Genomic DNA, 20,638 nt, shown 5'->3' on the forward strand with positions numbered 1-20,638 from the left:
GCCTAGCGTGGTGAGCTGGCAAGTACCGTCTGCTACCGAACATAGTCGCGCGCAAGCCCGCCTGGCGCCGTGCAGCGCACGCGCCGACCGTCTCCCTGTGCTATTGTCATCAGATACATAACCAAGCAGGTGCTACGCATGCAAAACATCGTTACCAGCGTTTCGTTCCGCTACATCGATCCGCGCCAGAAGGAACCGGGGCCGAGTAGGGAATTCATCAACCAGAACATTCTGCTACCGCCGGGCGCCCATTTGCCGCGCATAGGCGAAGCCATCGAACTGATGCATTGGGACTTGAACCGCGACATGAAATCCGGCGTGTATTCGGTCCTGTTTGTCCACACGCGCATCGCCTTGTTTGATGGCAAAGACAAGCCTTCCGGCTGGCACACCACGATCACCGTGGGGCCGCAGTCCGACGACATCGACGCGCGCTTCCTCACCGCCCCGTCCTGACAACTGTGCGGCCCTTGTTGCGGCCAGGCTTGAGCACCTAAAATAGTGCTTTATATTAAACATGACCGTGACGGCAGCCGGTGGCGCTGTCACGCACGATGCAGGGAAGTCAATGAACACACTTTTAGCGCAGGCAACGGCGGAAATGATGGCGGCCGTGGAGGCGTGGTTTGTCGAGCGCCTGAAGCGTACCGACCTGGAAGCCGCCGTGAACCGGACCACCTTGCGGATGGGTATCTTTAATGATTTTTTGCTCGACTACAAACCCGGACGCACGACGGCCGACGATTTCCAGCTGACTGATACCGATGAGTTCGCACAAAGGACGCCATCGCGCCTGGATGAAGCCGTCGTGCGCGACACCATCGCGCCCCAGCTGGCTGCCATGGTACTAGCGAAGCTGGAGAAACTGGCCGACACGCCCCTGATCGACTATCGCTTCAGCTTTCGCGGCAAATTCCAGACGGCACAGGGCAAGCTGCACCTGAAGCTGATCGACTACGTCAACGAAGGCAAGCGCCAAACCTTGCTCGAGCACATACACACTTACATCACGCAAAAACTGGAGCGCGGCAGCAGGCCGACAAAAAAGCTGGAAACGTTTTTCCTGACGCGCCACCTGCTCGATCCTTACCTGTTTCCGCAGCCCGATATCGCCTGGACGATTGCGCAATTCGAACGCATCGAGCAGTTGAACAAGTCACGGCCGCAGGCGCTGGCAGAACATCGCAGCGATATCATCCAGGCCGTGTCGGCCTGGGCGGAGCAGCAATTTCTGCCGCAGTTCTATGATGTGCAGCAATCGGCCTATTGCAGCACGAAATACACCTTGAAAACGGGCGCGGCGCCCGATACGCAAGCGCTGCAGCCGATCGATCTGCTGCTGTATGGCGCCGTGATGATATTGCGCCACGAACCGAGCTACGCCAAATCAAAGGGCCTCAAGTTCCTGGAAATTGCCCGCGAACTGGGCAGCGAACGGGCCGTGCGCATGCTGTCAGAAGGCAGCGGCAGCTTCCCCGATGCCGACATCCATATAAAAAATGCACTGCTGGAATGCCGCGCCAACGACGTGTTTGCCACGATCAACATCAGCATCTTCCGGGAAGAAGAAGACGCGTATGCGCAGGCGCTGGCGTTCATCACGCGTCTGCTGAACAACGGTTTCCCGAAAAGCTACCAGATCAAGCTCAAATCGAAGGTGAAGCAATATCTTCCCTTGAAAGGACTGGCCAAATCCGATACGCACCGCTTCTTTGCCAACGCCCTCGCCTGGCCTGCCCTGCAGCCGCAGCTGGAAGCATATGCGCGCGCGGCCATCGAGCAATTCGAATTCTATGCCGACACGGAAGGTGAAAAAAATTGCATGCCCGGCAGCTATGCCACGTTTGGCCTGGGCTTGCTCGACGCGCGTTATTTCCCCCTGGTGCAGCACTACATGGCCAACGTCGACGAAGAGCATCAATCCGTGCAGGATCAGTTTACGGCCGCCTTCGCCGAACAACATGGCGTCACGCACGACTCTGCTCCCGTGCTGGCAGCGTGTCTGCGCGCATGCACGGATAACGCAAAAGTCAAGATCCAGGCAGAACTGGAAGACGTGGAGAAACTGGAACTGTTCTGCCAGCAACTGCAGGGCTTGGAAGGTTATCTGGTGGAGCACATGCTGTATCCGATCTGGGGCAAGCTGGAAAAACTCGCGGCCCTGGCCCGCAAGGCGCATGGCCGGCGCAAGGAGCTGCTGCTGGCCTTGCTGGCAGCGGCGAGCAGGGCGGACGCTTGAGGTCACTACGTTATGTGCGCAACGTTATGACTTTCACCATATACAATGCGCGCGCCAGAATTACTGCAAGATATCTTTTGGCGCCTGACATCGAATCGTGGAGAAAATACATGCATCAAACACAAGAAACATCGCGCGCTGCCCTGCTGGCAGCAAGCTTTGCGGCTGCCGTGGCGCTGGCCCAACCCGCCATCGCCGCCGAAACAGCCGTCGCACTGGCCCCGGTCGAGGTGGCCAATCTGTACATCAAAACCATCATCAACAAGGATGAAGCCAGCGTCGCCAAGCTCAACGCCTACCTGCGCCCCACCCGCCTGGCGGGCCACCAGAGCGCCGAATATGCGTCGTACAGCGGCTTGAAGGAAGCGGACGCCAAGTTCCCGACGGAAACCGGCAAGCTGATCGCCGACCTGTTCCCGGCCGCCATGCAAGCAGCCGTGACCCCGGCCGCCGAACTTCTGGCCGCGAATGTCATCGCCGCCAAGAATGGCGCCGTGTGCCAAGCCACCAAGGCGGACCCGGTGACGGTGGAAAACGGCATGCAGACGGCCGCCGTCAGCTTCGAATGCCAGGTCGTCAAAGTGCCAGTGGCATGGGCGGCTGCCGCCCAGCAACTGGCCAAAAGCGGCTGCAAGGTCGAGCAATGTACAGCCGGCCTGAAAAAAATCGCCGCAACCTACACCAGTGCGCTGAAGCAGACCTGGCGTGCCGTGTTTGCCGTCAGCCGCGAAAAGAACTCGGAAGCCTGGCGCAACGATTTCGCGCGCGAAACATTCGATGAAATCTGGGATTACCTGTAATCCTGGCGTCGTTTAGAATGGCCGGATGAACAAATTTACTCCGGCCCCACAGCCCGCAGGCCTGGCCCTGCTGCGCCTGATTGACCCCGAGCATGTGGAAGGCGCGCTGGTCAAGCAAGTACTGGCACAGGACCTCGCCAGCCTGCACGGCAAGCAATTGCTGGCGCTGCTGCGCCGGTTGCGCGCCGCCCAATCCAACCAGCACGATTATGCAGGCGCCAGCCCAGCGCAGGCCGAGCAGCAGTTCGGCGCCGCCATCGCCGCCGTCAAGGCTGAGCTGGCCACACGCCCGCACATTCTCAACAAGCAGGAAGCCAAGGCGCTGCGCCAGGCGGCGGCAAAGAAGCGTTAAGCGAGGCGCAAGCGGCCAGCCAGCCGTGCGCGCCAGCACGCCGCCCCCCTCCTATAATCGGAGACTCTCGTGTTTCCGCTATTGAAAGGCCACTCCATGTCCACACGTTTTTCCCGCCACGCACTCGGTTGCGCCATGCTTGCTTGCTCCGCCCTCACCGCCATGCAGGCGGCCCATGCCCGGGAGACGGGCCCCATCGACGCGCGCGCCGTGTGGACGGAACGCTCGCTGTCGGCCTGCCGCAGCGAGCAATCGCATACCGCGCCCGACGTCTGCCTGCTGCGCACCATGCAGCGCGCCGGCGCGCGTCCACAAGCCATCGCCGCCGCCAGGATGCTGGTCAAGGCAAACAAGGCGGGCTTCATCTCCGCCTGGCGCCCGCTGGGCAAAGTGGCCTTGGCTACCGTCACCTATCCTTTCCGCGCCAACACGAATGAAGGCAGCCTGCTGATCGGCAGTGATGGCGCGGCCATCGACGTTGACGAGGATTCCGTGCGCGAGGAAGACCGCGCCACGCCCGCCTGGCGTGCGTTTGCCGCCGCCCACCCGGACGCCGTGGCTTTTGCCCCCGCCGATTTCGTCGGTAGCACGGCCACTGGCGATGGCGGCCAGCGCCTGCTGTTTTCCACGCCCCTGAAGAGCTGCCATGCCTGCGCCGACGATGGCGCGCTGCTGGTCGCCTATACGGTGGACAAGGCGGGCGTCGTGCTCGAACGGGAACTCTTGACGATCAAGTAATCAAGTAAGGCCGCGTCGACGATAAAATGGATAAGATAGAATTGCCTGATGGCATGTCTATACAAATACACGCCATCAATCCAACTACTTGTCCCAGGAAAACATGCGCCGCTCTTGCCTTGCACTGCAACTTACCGCCGCCCTGCTGCTGTCCAGCCCCTTCCACCTTGCCCAAGCCGTACCGACCGCTACCGCCGGCGCGGCCAAGCCGCTCGTCATCGGCGAAAGTTTCAGCATCGATTCGCAGGCGCTGCGGGAAAAGCGCCACATCAATGTGTACATGGCGCGCGCCTGGGATACACCGCCCGATGCCCCATTGCCTGTGCTGTACATGCCGGACGGCGGCGTGCAGGAAGATTTCCTGCATGTGGCCGGCTTGCTGCAAGTGTCGGTGGCGAATGGCACGATGCGCCCTTTCATGCTGGTCGGCATGCAAAACACGCAGCGCCGGCGCGATTTGACGGGGCCGACGGACAGTGCCGAAGACCGCAAGATCGCCCCCTTGGTGGGCGGCGCGTCCGCTTACCGGGCTTTCATCCGCGATGAACTGATGCCGGAAGTCAAACGGCGCTACCGCACGACGGGTGAAACGGCCATCGTCGGCGAATCGCTGGCGGGCCTGTTCGTGGTGGAAACGTACCTGCTGGAGCCGCAACTGTTCGACCATTACCTGGCGTTCGACCCCAGCCTGTGGTGGAACCATGGCGCCCTGCCGCGCCAGGCGGCAACCCTGCTGGCCAAGGGTAAGCCAGGCAGGCACAGCCTGTACCTGGCGTCCAGCAGCGAGGCGGGCATCGCAGTCGAAGTGCAACGCCTGTCCGAAGTGCTGGAAAAACAGGCGCCGCCCGGCTTGCAGTGGCATCAGAAAAAGATGCCGGAAGAAAGCCATGGCACGATCTATCACGCGGCTGCCTTGAAGGCGTTCCGCGCCGTATTCAAACCGCCGTTGCCGGTCAGCCAATAAAACATGGACAAACTGTAATCTGCTGCAGGACGCGCCCGCCGTAGCGGGCGGGTAAAATCGGCGGCCCATCTTGCCCCGTCTGAGTCCAGAGTCCCATGAGCTTTTTGCAACTATTTATTCTTTCCATCGTCCAGGGCTTCGCCGAGCTGCTGCCCGTTTCCAGCTCCGCCCACGTCATCATGGCGGAAAAATGGATGGGCCTGGACCCCACATCGCCGGAGCTGACCATGCTGCTGGTGATGCTGCACACGGGCACCATGTTTGCCGTCATCGTGTATTTCTGGACATCCTGGCGCGCCACGTACTTCCGTTCGGCCACCGCCTTCCGCAGCAATGTCCTGCTGCTCGTGGCCGCCACGGCCCTGACAGGCCTCGTCGGCTTTGGCTTGCTGAAGGGCATTACGCACATCATGAGCAAGGATGCGCCCGGCTTTGAAATCGAGCACCTGTTCGGCAACGCCAAACTGATGGCCGCCGCACTGGCCGCCGCCGGCGTGCTGATCATCGTTTCCTCGCGCCTGCAAGCGCGCCAGCACGGCACCTTGTCCATCGGCAAGGCGATGGTGATCGGCGCCGTGCAAGGCCTGTGCCTGCCCTTCCGGGGCTTTTCCCGCTCGGGCGCCACCATTTCGGCCGGCATCGCCATGGGCGTGCCGCAGCGCCGCGCCGAGGAATTCAGCTTTGCCCTGGCCGTGGTGCTGACGCCCGCCGTGCTGCTCAAGGAAGGCTGGCGCTTTTACCAGGCCGTGGCAAATGGCAGCCTGGACCATCTGGAGCACGGCAACAGCCTGCTGCACCTGCTCGGCCCCAGCCTGCTGGGTATGCTGCTATCCTTCCTGGCCGGCTTGCTGGCCCTGCGCTGGCTGTCGCGTTGGCTGGAACAGGGGCGCTGGCATTTCTTTGGCGCGTATTGCCTGGCCGCTTCCATGGTCGTGTTGTACGTAGGGTAAAATCGCCGGGTTTCTTAGTTTATACACATCCCAGCCAGGTTTTACAGAAAGCCAACGATGAATTTCGCCGCCACCGCCGCCCTCTCCCTTGCCATGTCCACCGATGCCTTTGCGGCCGCCGTGGGCAAGGGCGCCGCCCTGCACAAGCCGCAATGGCGCGAGGCGCTGCGCACGGGCCTGATTTTTGGCGTCATCGAAGCCATCACGCCCATCATCGGCTGGGCCCTGGGCAGCGTGGCAGCGCCCTACGTGGAAGCATGGGACCACTGGATTGCCTTCAGCCTGTTGGGCATCATCGGCCTGTTGATGATACGCAATGCCCTTTCCGACGCCGACGAGGAAGAAGCGCCGGCCCAGTCGCACTCGTTCTGGGTGCTGGCTGTCACCGGCCTGGCCACCAGCATCGATGCCATGGTGGTGGGTGCGGGCCTGGCTTTGCTGGGCGCCAACATCGTCGTGACGGCCGCCGCCATCGGCTTTTCCACCTTCGTCATGGTCACCCTGGGCGTGATGCTGGGCCGCGTGCTGGGCACGGTGGCGGGTCGGCGCGCCGAACTGGTGGGCGGTCTGGTGCTGATCATCATCGGCTGCGTGATTTTATACGAGCATCTCGGCCATCCGGCCTGAGGCCTGGGCCGGCGCGAAATGAAGATAACTTTACAATCCAGGTTGACGTGAGGACACACAGCGTTCCGCCTGGCGTCATGATCGCCGCAACGCAGACCTGGCAGGCGCGCACGCCACGGCGACCGGCGTGGACAAACGCGCACTTTGTGCTACATTCATAACTCTGCATTCCTGCCTCGCAAGGTGACCATCATGGAAACTCTGGAGTTGCTTTTTGCCTCGCTGGTGCGTGAGACGGCAGAGTCGATACGCGACCACCACGTCCCTTTTGCCATCAAACACGACGAGCGCGCCTATTTCGAGTGGATGGACGAGCACCCGATCAATGGCTATATCCAGGAAGCATATCGGGAGATCGAGGAAACGGCCCAGCAAATCCGCGCCATTCGCGCGGGGTGAGGACGCTTGTTGCAAGCAACTGCGCGGGGGGCTTTGCGGCTGGCGATGCTCACCGCACTTCAGTGCGGTTGTGCTTCTCAGCCACACATCCCCTCCGCTCGCTACGCTTGCAGCAAACATCGAGACAGGTCTGGGCCACGACAATCAGGTCTGGAGGCGGGAGACATGGATCAGCAACAAAAACACCAGATCGGGGGCTATGAATTTCATGTGGCGGGGACGCTGGAGAAGGATGGGCGCTACAGGGGGAAGATTTTAATCAGCAAGCGCGGTGATACGCAACAGGTGTATGCCAAGCCCGTACTGATTGAAACGCTCAGCAGCTTCAAGTCCGTGCATGCGGGATTGATCGAGGCATCGGCGTAGGCCCACGAACTCATCTATAACGGCGCCATCAAGGCGCTGCTGCCGGCCGAGGCGCCGGCTGGCTGCAAGCAGGCGCCACAGCCGCCTGACCTGCTTGGCAATTAAGACTACGCAAGGCCATGAGCGGCCCAGCCCAGGCGGATGGCGCGTATAATCGCGTTCCCCTTGCCTAGAGTGCGTCACCATGGAATATGTGAATTTACCGCTGGTCTTCCTGATCGGCTGCGCCCTGATTGCCTTGCTGGCCAAAAAGAAGGGTTACTCGTGGTACCTGTTTTTCTTTGCCATCGCCGTGCCCGCGCCACTGTTACTGCTGGCCCTGCCGCACGTGCTGGGTGTGGAGACGGCTTCCTTGACCGGCGTACGCTTGGCCGCCAGCCTGCTCTTCCCTGCGGCAGGCTTGCTGCTGGCCTTGCGGCGCAAAAGCTGACGCAGCGCGCAGCCGCGCAGCTAACGTGCCGGCACCCCATCGGCAAGGCGCCAGCCGACGGACAGCGCCAGTTGCTGCGCCTCTTTTTCATTGCTGCAATCATCGTAATCGCAGGTATCGGCATACGCGCCGCACGCCTGGTTCTGGCTGACATACGAACCAACCCAGCGGCCATCGCGGCGCTGGCTGGCCGTGGCACTGATGGTAAAACCTTTGTGGATGGTAGGATTTTCAAAAGACATATTTCCTCCGGTGCAAGAATAGCGCCAAGAATCTGACAGGCCTCCACTCTGCGCCACACGCGGGCCGCAGTCTGTACGTTGGCCCACATCCGCGCCCAGCGCGTGCCAGCCCGCGTGCGCCGTGGCGATCGGGTATGATTTCAGCATGTGTGGACGATTCGATCAAAATGACACGGCGCGCATGCTGGCGTCATCCTTCGGCTGGACCGACGCGGTGTTCGACAGCGAGGCCGAGCCACACCTGAACGTCTCGCCCGGCACGTACCGGCCCGTGCTGCATATCGAGGACGGCGTGCACCGGGTCGACGACGTCTTCTGGGGCTACCGTCCCGCCTGGGCCGCGCAGGCCGTGCCCGCGCCCGGCAAGAAAAAAATCCCCATCGCCATCAATGCACGGCTGGAAAAACTCGCCGGCGCGTATTGGAAGCCGCTACTGCGCGGGGCGCGCGGCATCGTCTGCGCCAATGGCTGGTATGAATGGACGGGTGAAAAAGGCAGCAAGCAGCCGTGGCACATCCACCGCCGCGACCGTGCGCGCCTGTTCCTGCTGGTGCTGGCCCAGTTTGGTCCCTACAAGCACAACCGCGAGGAAGCGGGCTTCGTGCTGGTGACGGCCGACAGCCTGGGCGGCATGGTCGACATCCACGACCGCCGCCCCGTGGCCGTCAGCCTGGAAGACGCACACCGCTGGCTGGATCCCGCCTTGTCGCCCGAGCAAGCGCTGCACCTGGCGCGCACCTGCATGCTCGACGTGGAACTGTTTGAATGGCATGCCGTGGATAATCCCCTCGTGCCCACGGCCAAGGCCAAGGCGCCGCTGCCGGCATCGCCGCAAGGCGCGTTTGACTGGGGAACCGATTAAGGCAAGCGCGCCAGGCGGCGCCACAGCGCTTCCATCGGTCCCTGGCGGAAGCAGCGCAGCCAGTAGCGGCTGAGCATCACCTGCCCCGCCATGATCGCTACGGCCAGCCCCAGCATCTCGGCGGGACGCAGCCTGGCGCCCCAGCCCAGGCCCGGCCCCTGCAGCAGCCAGGTGCCGATCAACGATTGCAGCAGATAATTGCTCAGCGCCATGCGTCCCACGGGTGCCAGCCATGCGCCCAGCCAGCGCAACATGAAGGGACCGGCCAGCATCAGCGCCGCCACGTAGCCGGCCGCCAGCACAGGGCCGCCGGCGAACAGGCCCACTTCGAACAAGGCCGTATCGAACACGGTTTGATAGGGATCAGCCACCTGCCACGCGACGGCGCCCGCCGCCAGCAGGTTGAACGGCAAGCCCACGCCGAATCCCACGGCACGCACGCGGCGCCACAGGCGCTGGTGGCGCTGCGGCTGTGTCAGCCAGCCACAACGCACGGACAAGATACCGAGCAGGAACAGCACGATGATATGCGGCAGCATGACGGTGGCGTACAGCAAGGACGCGAGGAAATCGTTGGCGCGCAGCTGGGCCACGGCCCACGCGCTACCTTGCGTGTAGATGGCATAGCGCTCCGCAAAACTGTGCAGGTCGCGCGCGATGTCCGCTGCGCCGCCCTGCTGGCCCACTGGAATGAGCAAACACATGAACAGTAAAAAGCCGCCCGCCACCAACCAGGTGCGGTTGCGCACGCGGCTCAGCCTGGCGGCTGCCAGCGGCAGGATCAGCATGCCGGCGACGGCATACGAGGTCAGCACGTCGCCGCTCCAGATGAGGAAACCGTGCAGCAGGCCGAACACCAGCAGCCAGCGCAAACGGCGCCGGTAGGCGGCTTGCGCGGCCTCCCAGCTGCCCAGCTGGCGTTTCAGGGAACGTGTCTGCAGGGCAAAGCCGGCGCCGAACAAAAAAGCGAAGATGGGGTAAAACTTGAATTGCGCCAGCGCGGCCACGCCGAATATGACGAGCTGATCCAGTACGGGCGGTTGCGCGGGCAAGGTGCCATAGCGCAAGGACAGGCTGCCCCAGGCGAACGACCAGATATTCACCAGCAAGATGCCAAACACAGCGATGCCGCGCAGCACATCGAGCTGCAGCAAACGGCGGGGTTTGGCGGACATGGAGTTCAGGGCGGGCGTTCAGGGGTGCGACAAGGTGGGGTAGTCGCTCACCTGCAGGGTGAAGCCGGATGCATCCGATTGCAGCCGCGCCTGGCCGCCGAACGGCAAGGTAACCCGGCGGCGGATATGGCCGAACTCCAGCCCCGTCAGCACGGGCACGGGCAAGCGCTGGCGCACATACGCCAGCATGGCGTCGACATCGTAGCCCTTGTCCATGGGACTCAGTTTGTAGCCGGAAAAGTCACCGAGCACCACCGCTTGCTGGCTGCCAATGACGCCCGCGTGCAGCAATTGCAGCAACATGCGCTCGACCCGGTACGGATGTTCGTTGACATCTTCCAGGAACAAAATACCGCCGTCAATCTGCGGGAAATATGGCGTACCCAGCAAGTGCACCAGCATGGCCAGGTTGCCGCCCCATAATTTACCGGTGACCTCGACCTGCGGATTGCCCTCTGCCGTGCCCGTCACCGTGTGCGTGGGGCCGGCCAGGCACGACCACAGCTGATCGAGCGTAAATTGCTCAGGTTCGTCGCGGGTGAAATCGTCGCAGATCATGGGGCCGGCAAAGCTGGCACGGCCAGTTTTCGCCATCAATCCCATGTGGAAAGCCGTGAAGTCGCTGTAGCCGACAAACAGCTTGCCGCTGTCAGCCATGGCCTGGAAATCGATCTCGGGCAGGATGCGGCTGATGCCGTAGCTGCCGCGCAAGGCGATCACCACCTGCACGGCCGGGTCGGCAGCTGCGGCATCAAGCTGCGCCAGGCGGCCCGCATCCGTGCCGCCGAAGCGCTGGAATGTGTGCTCGGGGTCGTAGTAATTGTGGATGGTGGCGCCTTGCGCCTGCAAGCGGGCGATGCCGCGCGCCACGGCCGCTTCATCGGGCGCGCAACCGCCCGGCGCCACAATGGCGATGCCAATCTCAGGTGTCTTCAAAATATGCCCGGCTAGTCAAATGGTGGGCGCGCCTAGGCTGGCTGGGAGCGCATCTGGGGCGCCATCTTACCTTGCAGATGCACATCGATCAAGGCGAGCAGGCGCTCGATCAGCTGGGGCGGCATATCGTGCCCCATGCCCTCGATCACCTCCAGCCGGGCGCCCGGGATCAGCGCCGCCGTATCGATGCCGCAGGCGACGGGAATCAGGGGGTCGGCTGCGCCATGGATCACCAATGCAGGGCAGCTGATGCTCGGCAGCAACGTCGTGCGCTCGCCCGAGGCGGCAATCGCCACCATTTGCCGCGCCACCCCTTCAGGGCAACTGCCCCGCTGCAACGCTGCCTCGATGCGTTGGTACAGCAGTTTTTCCGAGACGGGATAGGCGGGGCTGCCGATGACGCGCACGGTGGCGGCCATGTGCGCCATCAGTTCGGCGCGGCTGGCATTGCGTTTCGGACGTTGCAATAACGCATTGCGCGCCGCCCGCGTGGGGCCGGGCAAACCGCGCCGGCCGCTGCTCGACATGATGGAGGTCAGACTCAGCACCTGCTGCTGCGCGCGCGCCGCCATCACTTGGGCGATCATGCCGCCCATCGACACGCCGATCACGTGCGCCTGGGCAATGCGCAGGGCCGCCAGCAAGCCCAGCGCATCGTCCGCCATGTCATTCAAGGTATAGGAAGTTTTCAAGGGCCAGCCGACGAGGTTTTTCACGTAGGCCAGCGGCAAATACGGCTTACCCGCCAACGCCATCTTGCTCGACAAGCCGCTGTCGCGGTTATCGAAACGCACCACCCGAAAACCTTGCTCGACGATGCCTTCGACGAAGTCAGCCGGCCAGGCGATCAGTTGCATGCCCAGGCCCATGACCAGCAGCACACACGGATCGTCCGGGTTGCCGTGGCTTTCATAAGCTATGTTGAGGCCGTTCGCCATGATGGTTGCCATGATTGCCTCTTTTCCAGGAACCAGCACGCAGGCATGATCGCTGCGGCCTTGGAATCAGCATACCACTATTGTGCTTCAGACATGAGGCCGGCACGCGGCACTCATCCTGAAGTGTTGCCGCGCCGGTACGGCGCGCGGCAACGGTGATGCACCTTACTTGGCCTTAGGCAAGGAATCAGCCAGATCGACCCACGCTTGCGGTTGCGGTTTGCCCCGCTCGCGCACGCCGAAGAAGGAGACCACTTGCGTGCCGTCGTTATCGAAGAATTCGACCGAAGTGACGCCGCCGCGCTTGACGACCCAGCCGCTGCGCAGGGCCGTGTCGCGGATGTGCAGGTTGAAGTCCGGATCAAGCACATTGAAGAAGCCGCCAGCGGCCATGGTTTTCTCGATCTTGCCGCTGTAGATCTGCGTCAAGCCGTCATTGCCCAGGAACACCATGATGGCGACCTTGTCCTTTGCAGCGTTTTCCAGCAAGGTGCGCAGCGCTGCGGGCGTCACGCGCTCGACCACGCCGGCCGGCGCCAGGCGCAGCGCCTGTTCGCGCGACAAATGGAATTCACGCATGATTTGCGCAAACTGGTGCACGTCCGTCATGTCTTTCCAGGCCAGCTGGAATTCCTTGACGTCGATCTCGGCATCCGGCTTTTCCGCCGCTTTCGGCGCCACAGCCAGCACGTTCAATTCCGCGCTTTGCTGCGGCATGCGGAAGGTCGCCACCAGCTTGTCGTAGACGGCCACGCCCGGCTCGTTGCGCAGGTAGATCTTATGCACGGCCGTGCCGTTGGCGTCAAAAAATTGCAGGCTGCGCGTCGGCTTGCCATCGCGGCCTGGCTGTTCCACGGCAAATGCGTATTTCCAGTTTTCAAAGTGGAAACGCAGGTCGATCTGGCCGCCCAGGTAGCCGCCCGCGATATTGCGCTGGCGCGCTTGCGTTTCCGGATCCTGTTTGGCGTCGGCCTGTTCCGACTTGTCGCCCGCCTGCTTGAATTTGCTGGCCGTGCCCGTCGTCTCGATGACGCCGTTTTCATTGCGCGTGATCGCTTGCACCAGGCCCAGGTCGAGCGCAGCGCGCATGATTTCGCGCGGCTGGTTGCCGTCCGCCTGCAGGCGCGTCACGCCCTTGCCGATATTGGTTGCCAGCAATTGCGCTTCAGACACACCCAGCGCGCGCGCCGCGTCGCGGATCTGCAGTTTCGGCTGTTCCGTGCGCAAGGTGGACCAGCGTTCCGCCAAAGTGGCTGGGGCCGCGCTTGCGTTTGCAATCAGCAGGCTGCCTAGCAGGGATAGAACGAGTTTGGATAACTTCATAGAAAGACCATTCAATCAAACATGGAAAAAAAGAGGGGCAAGCACCCCTCCCCGGTAAAAATCAATAGTTGACGCTGAGGCTGGCGGCGACGTTGCGGCCCGGCTTGGCGTAGCGCTCGATCTCCGCGCGGCTGGCCACCGTGGTGCCGGCGGCCAGGCTGCGCGCAGCGGCGTAATCCCAGTACTTGCGATCCGTCAAGTTGTACACGCCAACGATGATCTTGGCGTGCTTGTGCACGTTCCAGTAAGTCGACAAGTCAAAGATGGTGTAGGACGGCACCTTGAAGCGCGGCGCGGTCGTGCCCATGAGCAAGTCGTTCGGCGCCTGTTTTTCACCGGCATGCACGGCCGTCAGTTCCAGGCCGAACAATTTGTTGCTGTGGTCATAGCCGAAGGTCAGCGCCGTCTTGGCCGGCGCCACCGAGGCCAGTCCGCCGCTCTCGCCCGTCAGGGTATTGAAAGAACGCCCTTTGGCCACGCCGGTGGCCAGGTCGATGCGGTAGCCCTGCATGGCGGGCAACCAGGTGCCCAGTTCCGCGTGCAGGCTCAGCTCGGCGCCCCAGGTGCGCGCATTGCCGATATTTTCCGGACGGTACAAGCCCTGGGTGATGGTGGGGTAGTTCACCGGGTCATCTTCCTGCATCACATACTCGATCATGTCCCTGTATTCCGTCTGGTAGACGGACGCATGCATGCTCAAGCCCTTGACGACATCGCCCCTCAAGCCCAGCTCGTAGGCCTTGCTGGTTTCCTTGCGTAAATTGGCATTACCCAGGATGGCATAGCCATTCGAGCTCGTGTAGCTGAAGGAATCGTAGGTGCCCGTGCGTTCGGCGGGCGTCGGCAGGCGCGTGCCGCGGGTAAAAGTGGCATAGGCATTGATTTGCGGCAGTACTTCCACGGACAGGCTCAGGCTAGGCGTGAAATAGCTATCGCTTTCCTTGCGCACTTCCTTGGCCGCATTCGGCACGGCGATCACATAGTTTTGCAGGTTTTTCGGCGCATTCTTGCGGTAATCGGCGCGCAAGCCAGGCGTCAGGACCGCCTTCTTGCCGGCCATATTGAAACTGTAGTCGTCGCGCACATACAGCGCCAGTTTGGTGCTGTCCATGTCGGCCATGCGGTTCTTGCGCGTGATCTGGTGCGCGCCCGTGGCGACCGCCATGCGGTCCTCCACCCAAGGACGGCGCGATTTCCCCTGTTCCAGCTGCACGCCATACAGCAGCGCGTTATCCGCGTTGAACTGCTTGGAGGCTTCCGACGTCAGGCCGATGCTATCGTTCTGAAAGCTGGTATCGATGGCGCGCAAGAAAGTGCCGCGATACACATAGCGGCCATTCGTCTTGTCCCCGGTCTTTGCATTCTGCAGATAAACTTTCGAGGTCAGGCGGTCGAACAGGGCGAAATCCTTCAGCACCACATCATGGCCCAGGCTGACGCGCGTGCGCTTGGTGGTGGAATCCTGCTGCACGCCGTCCGGGTACATGGCGTTGACTTTATTGTTGAGGTCGCGCTTGTTCTTGCGCTCGAACATGTCGACCGTCAAGTCCAGCTTTTGTTCGCCCGGCAAGGCCCATACCAGCTTCGACAGCAAGGCGTTCGAATGCCAGTCGTCGGGATTGGCGGCGGTGCTGCCGCGCGTATCCGTCTGTTCGCCGTCGCGGTGCACGTACACGGCCAGCCCTTGCAGACTGGCGCCGATCTTGGCGGCCCCTGTCAGGGTGTGCGCATTGCTGCGGTCGGCCGTGGCGCGGCCGTATTTATAGGCCACGTAATGGTCCTGCCCTTCACCCAGGTAATCCTCGGGCGACTTGGTGATGAAGGCCACGCCGCCGCCCAGGCCGGGATTGGCGCCGCTGACGGAGGTCGTGCCCGAATCGATGCGCACTTCGCGGAAAGTTTCAGGATCGAAATAATCGCGGCCCGTGCCGAAGGCATTGAGGGTCGTGCCATCCGGCTTCGGCGCCGCATCCGGCAGGGAAATGCCGTCGAGTTCCAGGCTGACCCTGTTGCCTTCCAGGCCACGGATGTTGTAACCCGTATTGCCTGCGCCGTCCCACACGCCGCCGCTGCCCGAGGCCGCCATCGGCGCGCTGATCAGGCTCTGGTAGCGCACGATGCCGCCCATGTCCGTCACGTTGCGGCGCTCCAGGTCGTCGCTGCCGATGACGGTCTTGGTGCCGGCGCGGCGCTCGTAATCCTGCTTGGCATTGACGACGATTTCAGGGAAGACGGGCAGCTTGGCAGGTTCCTGAGCGGCCATGCCCGCGTTGATGGCGGTGGTTTGCGCATGCAGCGGCAACAGCGGCGCGGCAAACAGGCCCAGCAAAGCGGCGCGCAGCACCAGGTTATGACGGCGCGGGGATACGACGGGTGCAGCGAGGCGCTGCGTAGGCACTGTAGTCATGATGATCCGGTGGAAGAGTGAAGGCTGGCTCTTGAACCCGGATCAACGACGATGCGTCAGGGAAGATTGCTGGCGAAAAACAATACTGTAACACGAATCATTCTCATTTGAGAATGTAAAGTAGTCTAGACAGATGTTATTTCGCAACAGTTGCAAAAATGCCAGCCGGAATGGCTGGCAGGGATGGCATGGCTGGCATGCAGGGCAAGGCCATGGCGGCCCTTCTCTGTCAGGACTGGTGTCAGGACTGGTGTCAACCTTGCGGATTGGCCAGCTTGCGCGTTTCCGCCTGCGCGCGGCGTCGCTCGGCAAAGAAACGCTTGAGGAAAGCGCCGCATTCGTCGGCCAGCACCCCCCCTGCGATCGCCGTCTGGTGGTTCAGCGCCGGCTGTTCGAACAGATTCAGCACGGAACCGCAGGCGCCCGTCTTCGGGTCGCCCGCGCCGTACACCACGCGCGCCAGGCGCGCATGCAGCATGGCGCCCGAGCACATCACGCACGGTTCCAGCGTCACGTACAGCTCACAGCCGGGCAAGCGGTAGTTGCCCAGCTTTTCGGCGGCCGCGCGCAAGGCCATCACTTCCGCGTGCGCCGTGGGGTCGCGGCGGCCGATGGGCTGGTTGTAGCCCACGGCGATGACTTCGCCATCCTTGACGACGACGGCGCCGACGGGCACTTCGCCCAGGTCCCAGGCGTGCTGGGCCTGCTCCAGGGCCAGTTGCATGTAGCGCGCGTCGCGCGCGCTATCGTGCACTTCAGTCATCGGTCACTTCTGCCCAGCAATTCGGCGTTTCATGTAACACCAGCTTATGCAGGTGCAAGCCGGTGCCGAAATGGTCGGTAAACGCCGCTTTCAAGATCTCGAAGGCGATGCGCGCCAGGTTTTCCACGGTCGGGATGCGGTCGATTACCACGGTTTTATGGTCGGGCAGACTGGCCAGGAAGTCGCGCACGGCCGTATCCTTTTCATACACGAGGAAGGCGTGGTCCCACACATCGACCAGATGCTGCTTGGCCAGGGTTTTCACGTCGGAAAAGTCCATGATCATGCCATTGTCGGAATTGCCTTCGGCTTCGATGACCTTGCCGACCAAGGTAATTTCCACCGTGTAGCGGTGGCCGTGCAAGTTGCGGCACTGGCTTTTATGGTCGGGAATGCGGTGGCCCGCGTCGAATTCGAGCTTGCGTGTGATAGTCAGCATATTATTTTATTAAGGTATTTGCAAGAGTTTATGGGTTTGCAGGCTCAGCTTCCACTTCGGGTTGCTTTTGCACGTTTCGATAGCCAGCTGCATGTTGTGTGCGGCCAGGGGGCCATCCATCGCCTGCACGAAAAAGTTCTCGAAATCGAGCCCTTCGTAGGCGGCCAGGTCTTGCTGGAACTGGGGGATGACGACCTTGATTTCATTGCCTTTGTGCACGACCAACGTGGAACCCATCTTCGGGCTGACGCAGATCCAGTCCACGCCGGCTGGCACGGGCAAGGTGCCGTTGGTTTCAATGGCGATGGTAAAGCCCACCGCATGCATGGCGGCTATCAAGGCCGTGTCCAGTTGCAGCAAGGGCTCGCCACCCGTAAATACCACGTATTTGCTGGGTGCGTAACTGGCTGGCCACAGGCTGTCGATCAGCGCGGCCAGTTCCTGGGGCGTCTTGAACTTGCCGCCCAGTTCGCCGTCCGTGCCGACGAAGTCCGTGTCGCAGAACTGGCACACGGCCGTGGCGCGGTCGCTTTCACGGCCCGTCCACAGGTTGCAGCCTGAAAAGCGGCAAAACACGGCCGGACGGCCCGCGTGCGCACCTTCGCCCTGCAGGGTGTAAAAAATCTCTTTGATGCTATAAGTCACTGTGTTTCCTAAGAGCTGGCTGGCGTCCTCGCGCAGGGCGTACGCAGCGGTGCCGGCGCACAGCGCCGGCACCGCAAAAGCCGATTGACAACCCTCTATTATATGCCGCCGCGACACTTTCCGTGCAAATGCCGTGGCCGCCACCTGGCGCCGCAGCGTCAACAGGCAAGAAAGCCACAGCGGCAGACATAACTGCGTAGCTTTTGCGTTGAGACAATATAAATAAGCCAAAGTTAATATATTTTCTGTAAGAACATTGCCCGTTGGAAAACATTTAGGGAGCAAGGATATGCTGCAACGCTGGATACGCCTGCCGTACCGCCTGAGCATTCCGGCCTGCCTGGCAGCCGGCGCACTCGCCACCCTATATGCAGCTCATGCCGCCGGACCACTGGCGCAAGCCAGCCTGCCCTGGTCCCTGATGACGGCCTGCGCCCTCCTGCCGGGCGCGCTGGCGCTGCTGCTGATGTGGCGTCGGCACCGGCTGGCGCCGCGCCTGCAGGCGCTGGATCAACTGCGCGTGGACGCCGAGCAGACGCGCCTGGCCAGCGGCCAGCGCAAGGCGCGCGAGCAGGAACGCTTGCGCATCGGGCGCGACATCCACGACGACCTGGGCCAGCATTTGCTGACCCTGAAAATCGACCTGTCCATGCTGCAGGCCAGCACGCCTGGAGCGACACCCCAACTGGCGCGGCAACTGGCCGTGATGACGCGCAATGTCGACCTCAGCATCGCGGCGCTGCGCCGCGTCATCCACGACCTGCGCCCACCCGCCCTCGATGCCGGCCTGCAAGCGGCGTGCGACGGCTTGCTGGCGGACTTCCAGCGCAGCACGGGCATCGACTGCCGCTGCGATTACCGGCTCGACGCCGCCGCCGGCCAAGCGCACGGCTCTCTGCTGTACCACGCGCTGCAGGAAGCGCTGGCCAATATCGCCCGCCATGCGCGCGCCACGCATGTCCAGCTGTGCCTGCAGCAAGTGGGCGCCACCCTGACTTGCCGTATCAGCGACGACGGCGTCGGGCTGTCGGGTTCGCCACCACGTCTCGGTTGCGGCCTGTCCGGCATGCACGAGCGCGTGGCTGGCGCCGGCGGCAGCCTGCACGTCGACAGCCACAGCGGCGCCGGCACCACCTTGCACCTGTCGCTGCCCCTGCCAGGCTGCCGCGAGGAGGCGATGGTCCATCGCTGAAATATTGCCCAATATCAACACCATCGCTACTCCACGCTGCATCATGACCAACGAGCCAGCCCCCATTCACGCCCAAGAAGGATGCATACATGCCGGATAGCCATGCACATGCCAGCGTATCGCCCTGCGATGCAGCCCAGGGCTTCGCCGTCAAGATGATGGAGTTGCTGGTGGTGCCCACCTTTGTCCTCGATGTGCATGGCCGGGTCATGATCTGGAACCGCGCCTGTGAGCAACTGACGGGCGTGCCGGCGGCCGAAGTACTGGGCACGCAGGTGCCGGGCCGCTGCTTTTACAACGACGAGCGCCCCACCCTGGCCGACCTGCTGCTGGCCGGACGCGACGGCGATATGCGCGCCTTGCATGCACAGCAGCAATACCGTAGCAGCACGGGCAGCAATCTGTGCGCGGAAAACTGGTGCGACATGCCGCGCACTGGGCGGCGGCGCTACCTGGCCGTCGATGCCAGTCCCATCTACGGCAATGGCGAAGAACTGATCGCCGTGGTCGAAACCCTGCGCGACATGACCGATGAAAAGCGTGCGCAAGTGGAACTGCAACGCCTGGCCACGCGCGATGGCCTGACGGGCCTGGCGAACCGGCGCTGCTTCGACGACACCCTCCTGGCCGAGTGGCAGCGCGCCCAGCGGCAGGGCCAGCCCCTGTCGCTGCTGATGGTCGATGTCGACAATTTCAAGGAATACAACGACAGCCACGGCCACCAGGGCGGCGACCTGTGCCTGCGCAAGGTGGCCGGCGCCGTGGCCAGCGAAATGCGCGCGAACGACATGGTGGCCCGCTATGGCGGCGAAGAGTTTGCCGTCATCTTGCCGAACCAGTCGCTCAAGGGCGCGGCCATCGTGGCCGAACGCATCCGCCAGCGCGTAGAGCGGCTGCAATTGCCGCGCAAGCGCCCGGACGGTGCCTGCGTCACCGTCAGCATCGGCGCCGCCACGGCCCTGCCCGGCCCCGGCACGGAACCGGGGCAGCTGATCCACACGGCCGACTGCGCCCTGTACCGCGCCAAGCACCTGGGCCGCAACCGCATCAGCCTGCCGGAAACCACGCTCACGTAATGAACAAGTGCCAGCTACACGCGACACGACCAAATTTGGTGTATATTTAGTCCTATCACAGTTTTTTCGCATTCGGAGCCGCCATGAACCTCAAGGAACGCATCAAGCCGATTTCCTATCTCAAGGCCAATACGACGGAGATCGTCAACAGCTTTGACGCGGGCCAGGACGAGCCCATCATCATCACGCAAAATGGCGAAGCGAAGATGGTGGTGCTGTCCATGCACGCGTATCAGGAAGGCAAGCAGCAAGCGCGGCAGATGCAGGAACAGCATGCGTTCATGAAGCTGATCGCCATGGGCAACCAGGAAATCGCGCGCGGCGACGTGGTGTCCGAAGAAGATTTCCTGGCCAGCCTCGACCAGGATTGAGATGGCGCGCATCATCGTACTGAAAAGCGCGCAAGCCGATTTCGAGGAATTACGCAGCAACTTCAAGGCGCACCATACGGCCGCCGCCCATGCGCAGTTCCTCTCGGCTTTCCGGCAGCTATTGACGGCTCTCAAAGCTTTCCCCGACAGCGGTACGCCCGTCGAGGCCGCCCGCGAAGTCGGCATGGATGTGCGGCAACGCCTGTGTGAAGAGATCCGCATCGTCTACCACCATGAGCGGGCGCACGACATCGTGTATATCCGCATGTTCCTGCCCACCCGGCGCGACTTCCTGACCCACCTGACGGCACGCATCCTGCGGCCCGACTTTTGATCCACCCCGCAGCACCTGCCCGAAAGCCTCCTGCCCCTATGCAGGGCGGCACGAATATTCTATGCTGCGG

The 20,638-nt window shown here is 62.5% G+C and carries 25 protein-coding genes; 16 read left to right on the forward strand and 9 right to left on the reverse strand.

Going from position 1 to position 20,638, the window contains the following annotated elements; genetic code table 11:
- Positions 1 to 138 precede the first annotated feature (138 nt).
- From ACP7DE_RS06160 to ACP7DE_RS06210, 11 genes are all read left to right on the forward strand, one after another.
- The gene (locus tag ACP7DE_RS06160; RefSeq protein ID WP_426071249.1) at positions 139 to 456 is read left to right on the forward strand and encodes a hypothetical protein; all 318 of its coding nucleotides are present in this window, start codon (positions 139 to 141) and stop codon (positions 454 to 456) included.
- Between the two features lie 112 nt (positions 457 to 568).
- On the forward strand, positions 569 to 2,239 hold the full coding sequence (locus tag ACP7DE_RS06165) for a DUF6138 family protein (RefSeq protein WP_426071250.1): 1,671 nt from the start codon (positions 569 to 571) through the stop codon (positions 2,237 to 2,239).
- A 110-nt stretch (positions 2,240 to 2,349) separates the two neighbouring features.
- Positions 2,350 to 3,039, forward strand: a complete 690-nt coding sequence (locus tag ACP7DE_RS06170) for a hypothetical protein (protein WP_426071251.1) — start codon at positions 2,350 to 2,352, stop codon at positions 3,037 to 3,039.
- Between the two features lie 25 nt (positions 3,040 to 3,064).
- Positions 3,065 to 3,391, forward strand: coding sequence for a hypothetical protein (locus ACP7DE_RS06175; RefSeq protein WP_426071252.1), 327 nt, complete (start codon positions 3,065 to 3,067; stop codon positions 3,389 to 3,391).
- Between the two features lie 96 nt (positions 3,392 to 3,487).
- Positions 3,488 to 4,129 carry a hypothetical protein gene (locus tag ACP7DE_RS06180; protein WP_426071253.1) on the forward strand — a complete coding sequence of 214 codons (642 nt, stop codon included), beginning with the start codon at positions 3,488 to 3,490 and terminating at the stop codon, positions 4,127 to 4,129.
- Positions 4,130 to 4,232: 103 nt separating this feature from the next.
- The gene (locus ACP7DE_RS06185) at positions 4,233 to 5,093 is read left to right on the forward strand and encodes an alpha/beta hydrolase (protein ID WP_426071254.1); all 861 of its coding nucleotides are present in this window, start codon (positions 4,233 to 4,235) and stop codon (positions 5,091 to 5,093) included.
- A 95-nt stretch (positions 5,094 to 5,188) separates the two neighbouring features.
- Positions 5,189 to 6,043 (forward strand): undecaprenyl-diphosphate phosphatase, encoded by an 855-nt coding sequence (locus ACP7DE_RS06190; protein WP_426071255.1) that lies wholly within the window; start codon positions 5,189 to 5,191, stop codon positions 6,041 to 6,043.
- Positions 6,044 to 6,100: 57 nt separating this feature from the next.
- Positions 6,101 to 6,670: a manganese efflux pump MntP gene (gene mntP / locus ACP7DE_RS06195; protein ID WP_426071256.1), complete on the forward strand. Its 570-nt coding sequence runs from the start codon at positions 6,101 to 6,103 to the stop codon at positions 6,668 to 6,670.
- Between the two features lie 192 nt (positions 6,671 to 6,862).
- A complete protein-coding gene (locus tag ACP7DE_RS06200) occupies positions 6,863 to 7,069 on the forward strand; it encodes a hypothetical protein (protein WP_426071257.1) in 207 nt (68 codons plus the stop codon).
- A gap of 165 nt (positions 7,070 to 7,234) precedes the next feature.
- Positions 7,235 to 7,435: a hypothetical protein gene (locus tag ACP7DE_RS06205; protein ID WP_426071258.1), complete on the forward strand. Its 201-nt coding sequence runs from the start codon at positions 7,235 to 7,237 to the stop codon at positions 7,433 to 7,435.
- Positions 7,436 to 7,619: 184 nt separating this feature from the next.
- Positions 7,620 to 7,865 carry a hypothetical protein gene (locus ACP7DE_RS06210; RefSeq protein ID WP_426071259.1) on the forward strand — a complete coding sequence of 82 codons (246 nt, stop codon included), beginning with the start codon at positions 7,620 to 7,622 and terminating at the stop codon, positions 7,863 to 7,865.
- 20 nt (positions 7,866 to 7,885) lie between these two features.
- Here the strand turns inward: ACP7DE_RS06210 and ACP7DE_RS06215 are convergent, their stop codons facing one another.
- Positions 7,886 to 8,107 (reverse strand): hypothetical protein, encoded by a 222-nt coding sequence (locus ACP7DE_RS06215; RefSeq protein ID WP_426071260.1) that lies wholly within the window; start codon positions 8,105 to 8,107, stop codon positions 7,886 to 7,888.
- A 145-nt stretch (positions 8,108 to 8,252) separates the two neighbouring features.
- On the opposite strand from ACP7DE_RS06215, the gene ACP7DE_RS06220 reads away from it, so the two are divergent.
- Positions 8,253 to 8,969, forward strand: a complete 717-nt coding sequence (locus tag ACP7DE_RS06220; protein WP_426071261.1) for an SOS response-associated peptidase — start codon at positions 8,253 to 8,255, stop codon at positions 8,967 to 8,969.
- Here the strand turns inward: ACP7DE_RS06220 and ACP7DE_RS06225 are convergent.
- From ACP7DE_RS06225 to queE, 8 genes are all read right to left on the reverse strand, one after another.
- Positions 8,966 to 10,144 carry a DUF418 domain-containing protein gene (locus ACP7DE_RS06225; protein WP_426071262.1) on the reverse strand — a complete coding sequence of 393 codons (1,179 nt, stop codon included), beginning with the start codon at positions 10,142 to 10,144 and terminating at the stop codon, positions 8,966 to 8,968. The two genes, ACP7DE_RS06220 and ACP7DE_RS06225, sit on opposite strands and share 4 nt — an antisense overlap.
- A gap of 18 nt (positions 10,145 to 10,162) precedes the next feature.
- Positions 10,163 to 11,080, reverse strand: coding sequence for a muramoyltetrapeptide carboxypeptidase (gene ldcA, locus ACP7DE_RS06230; RefSeq protein WP_426071263.1), 918 nt, complete (start codon positions 11,078 to 11,080; stop codon positions 10,163 to 10,165).
- A 32-nt stretch (positions 11,081 to 11,112) separates the two neighbouring features.
- Positions 11,113 to 12,030 carry an alpha/beta fold hydrolase gene (locus tag ACP7DE_RS06235; RefSeq protein ID WP_426071264.1) on the reverse strand — a complete coding sequence of 306 codons (918 nt, stop codon included), beginning with the start codon at positions 12,028 to 12,030 and terminating at the stop codon, positions 11,113 to 11,115.
- 153 nt (positions 12,031 to 12,183) lie between these two features.
- Entirely contained in the window at positions 12,184 to 13,341 is a 1,158-nt protein-coding gene (locus ACP7DE_RS06240; RefSeq protein ID WP_426071265.1) for a hemin-degrading factor, read from the reverse strand.
- A gap of 61 nt (positions 13,342 to 13,402) precedes the next feature.
- On the reverse strand, positions 13,403 to 15,748 hold the full coding sequence (locus tag ACP7DE_RS06245) for a TonB-dependent hemoglobin/transferrin/lactoferrin family receptor (RefSeq protein ID WP_426071266.1): 2,346 nt from the start codon (positions 15,746 to 15,748) through the stop codon (positions 13,403 to 13,405).
- Positions 15,749 to 16,001: 253 nt separating this feature from the next.
- Positions 16,002 to 16,511 carry a tRNA adenosine(34) deaminase TadA gene (tadA, locus tag ACP7DE_RS06250; RefSeq protein ID WP_426071267.1) on the reverse strand — a complete coding sequence of 170 codons (510 nt, stop codon included), beginning with the start codon at positions 16,509 to 16,511 and terminating at the stop codon, positions 16,002 to 16,004.
- Entirely contained in the window at positions 16,504 to 16,950 is a 447-nt protein-coding gene (queD, locus tag ACP7DE_RS06255; RefSeq protein ID WP_035819191.1) for a 6-carboxytetrahydropterin synthase QueD, read from the reverse strand. Before queD ends, tadA begins: the two co-directional genes overlap by 8 nt.
- A gap of 9 nt (positions 16,951 to 16,959) precedes the next feature.
- Positions 16,960 to 17,595: a 7-carboxy-7-deazaguanine synthase gene (gene queE / locus ACP7DE_RS06260; RefSeq protein WP_426071268.1), complete on the reverse strand. Its 636-nt coding sequence runs from the start codon at positions 17,593 to 17,595 to the stop codon at positions 16,960 to 16,962.
- Between the two features lie 289 nt (positions 17,596 to 17,884).
- Between queE and ACP7DE_RS06265 the strand changes: the two genes are divergently transcribed.
- The 4 genes from ACP7DE_RS06265 to ACP7DE_RS06280 all read left to right on the forward strand — a co-directional run bounded on the left by ACP7DE_RS06265 (position 17,885) and on the right by ACP7DE_RS06280 (position 20,568).
- Positions 17,885 to 18,787, forward strand: a complete 903-nt coding sequence (locus tag ACP7DE_RS06265; RefSeq protein WP_426071269.1) for a sensor histidine kinase — start codon at positions 17,885 to 17,887, stop codon at positions 18,785 to 18,787.
- Between the two features lie 89 nt (positions 18,788 to 18,876).
- Positions 18,877 to 19,863, forward strand: coding sequence for a sensor domain-containing diguanylate cyclase (locus ACP7DE_RS06270; protein WP_426071270.1), 987 nt, complete (start codon positions 18,877 to 18,879; stop codon positions 19,861 to 19,863).
- Between the two features lie 83 nt (positions 19,864 to 19,946).
- Positions 19,947 to 20,234 (forward strand): type II toxin-antitoxin system Phd/YefM family antitoxin, encoded by a 288-nt coding sequence (locus ACP7DE_RS06275; protein ID WP_426071271.1) that lies wholly within the window; start codon positions 19,947 to 19,949, stop codon positions 20,232 to 20,234.
- Between the two features lies 1 nt (position 20,235).
- Complete coding sequence (locus ACP7DE_RS06280) at positions 20,236 to 20,568, forward strand: type II toxin-antitoxin system RelE/ParE family toxin (protein WP_426071272.1); 333 nt, start codon at positions 20,236 to 20,238, stop codon at positions 20,566 to 20,568.
- Positions 20,569 to 20,638: the final 70 nt, after the last annotated feature.

It is taken from the genome of Janthinobacterium sp. DSP2-3-3, assembly GCF_049897325.1.
Lineage (GTDB): Bacteria > Pseudomonadota > Gammaproteobacteria > Burkholderiales > Burkholderiaceae_D > Janthinobacterium.

Excerpts from the sequence above, each read along its gene's own strand:
- ACP7DE_RS06205 (WP_426071258.1), top strand. The coding sequence starts at position 7,235 with ATGGATCAGCAACAAAAACACCAGATCGGGGGCTATGAATTTCATGTG.
- ACP7DE_RS06225 (WP_426071262.1), bottom strand. The coding sequence starts at position 10,144 with ATGTCCGCCAAACCCCGCCGTTTGCTGCAGCTCGATGTGCTGCGCGGC.
- queD (WP_035819191.1), bottom strand. The coding sequence starts at position 16,950 with ATGCTGACTATCACACGCAAGCTCGAATTCGACGCGGGCCACCGCATT.
- ACP7DE_RS06185 (WP_426071254.1), top strand. The coding sequence starts at position 4,233 with ATGCGCCGCTCTTGCCTTGCACTGCAACTTACCGCCGCCCTGCTGCTG.
- ACP7DE_RS06270 (WP_426071270.1), top strand. The coding sequence starts at position 18,877 with ATGCCGGATAGCCATGCACATGCCAGCGTATCGCCCTGCGATGCAGCC.
- ACP7DE_RS06165 (WP_426071250.1), top strand. The coding sequence starts at position 569 with ATGAACACACTTTTAGCGCAGGCAACGGCGGAAATGATGGCGGCCGTG.
- ACP7DE_RS06235 (WP_426071264.1), bottom strand. The coding sequence starts at position 12,030 with ATGGCAACCATCATGGCGAACGGCCTCAACATAGCTTATGAAAGCCAC.
- ACP7DE_RS06215 (WP_426071260.1), bottom strand. The coding sequence starts at position 8,107 with ATGTCTTTTGAAAATCCTACCATCCACAAAGGTTTTACCATCAGTGCC.
- ACP7DE_RS06180 (WP_426071253.1), top strand. The coding sequence starts at position 3,488 with ATGTCCACACGTTTTTCCCGCCACGCACTCGGTTGCGCCATGCTTGCT.
- tadA (WP_426071267.1), bottom strand. The coding sequence starts at position 16,511 with ATGACTGAAGTGCACGATAGCGCGCGCGACGCGCGCTACATGCAACTG.
- ACP7DE_RS06210 (WP_426071259.1), top strand. The coding sequence starts at position 7,620 with ATGGAATATGTGAATTTACCGCTGGTCTTCCTGATCGGCTGCGCCCTG.
- ACP7DE_RS06170 (WP_426071251.1), top strand. The coding sequence starts at position 2,350 with ATGCATCAAACACAAGAAACATCGCGCGCTGCCCTGCTGGCAGCAAGC.
- ACP7DE_RS06200 (WP_426071257.1), top strand. The coding sequence starts at position 6,863 with ATGGAAACTCTGGAGTTGCTTTTTGCCTCGCTGGTGCGTGAGACGGCA.
- ACP7DE_RS06245 (WP_426071266.1), bottom strand. The coding sequence starts at position 15,748 with ATGACTACAGTGCCTACGCAGCGCCTCGCTGCACCCGTCGTATCCCCG.
- ACP7DE_RS06175 (WP_426071252.1), top strand. The coding sequence starts at position 3,065 with ATGAACAAATTTACTCCGGCCCCACAGCCCGCAGGCCTGGCCCTGCTG.
- ACP7DE_RS06160 (WP_426071249.1), top strand. The coding sequence starts at position 139 with ATGCAAAACATCGTTACCAGCGTTTCGTTCCGCTACATCGATCCGCGC.
- ACP7DE_RS06280 (WP_426071272.1), top strand. The coding sequence starts at position 20,236 with ATGGCGCGCATCATCGTACTGAAAAGCGCGCAAGCCGATTTCGAGGAA.
- ACP7DE_RS06265 (WP_426071269.1), top strand. The coding sequence starts at position 17,885 with ATGCTGCAACGCTGGATACGCCTGCCGTACCGCCTGAGCATTCCGGCC.
- ACP7DE_RS06240 (WP_426071265.1), bottom strand. The coding sequence starts at position 13,341 with ATGAAGTTATCCAAACTCGTTCTATCCCTGCTAGGCAGCCTGCTGATT.
- ACP7DE_RS06190 (WP_426071255.1), top strand. The coding sequence starts at position 5,189 with ATGAGCTTTTTGCAACTATTTATTCTTTCCATCGTCCAGGGCTTCGCC.
- mntP (WP_426071256.1), top strand. The coding sequence starts at position 6,101 with ATGAATTTCGCCGCCACCGCCGCCCTCTCCCTTGCCATGTCCACCGAT.
- ACP7DE_RS06220 (WP_426071261.1), top strand. The coding sequence starts at position 8,253 with ATGTGTGGACGATTCGATCAAAATGACACGGCGCGCATGCTGGCGTCA.
- ACP7DE_RS06275 (WP_426071271.1), top strand. The coding sequence starts at position 19,947 with ATGAACCTCAAGGAACGCATCAAGCCGATTTCCTATCTCAAGGCCAAT.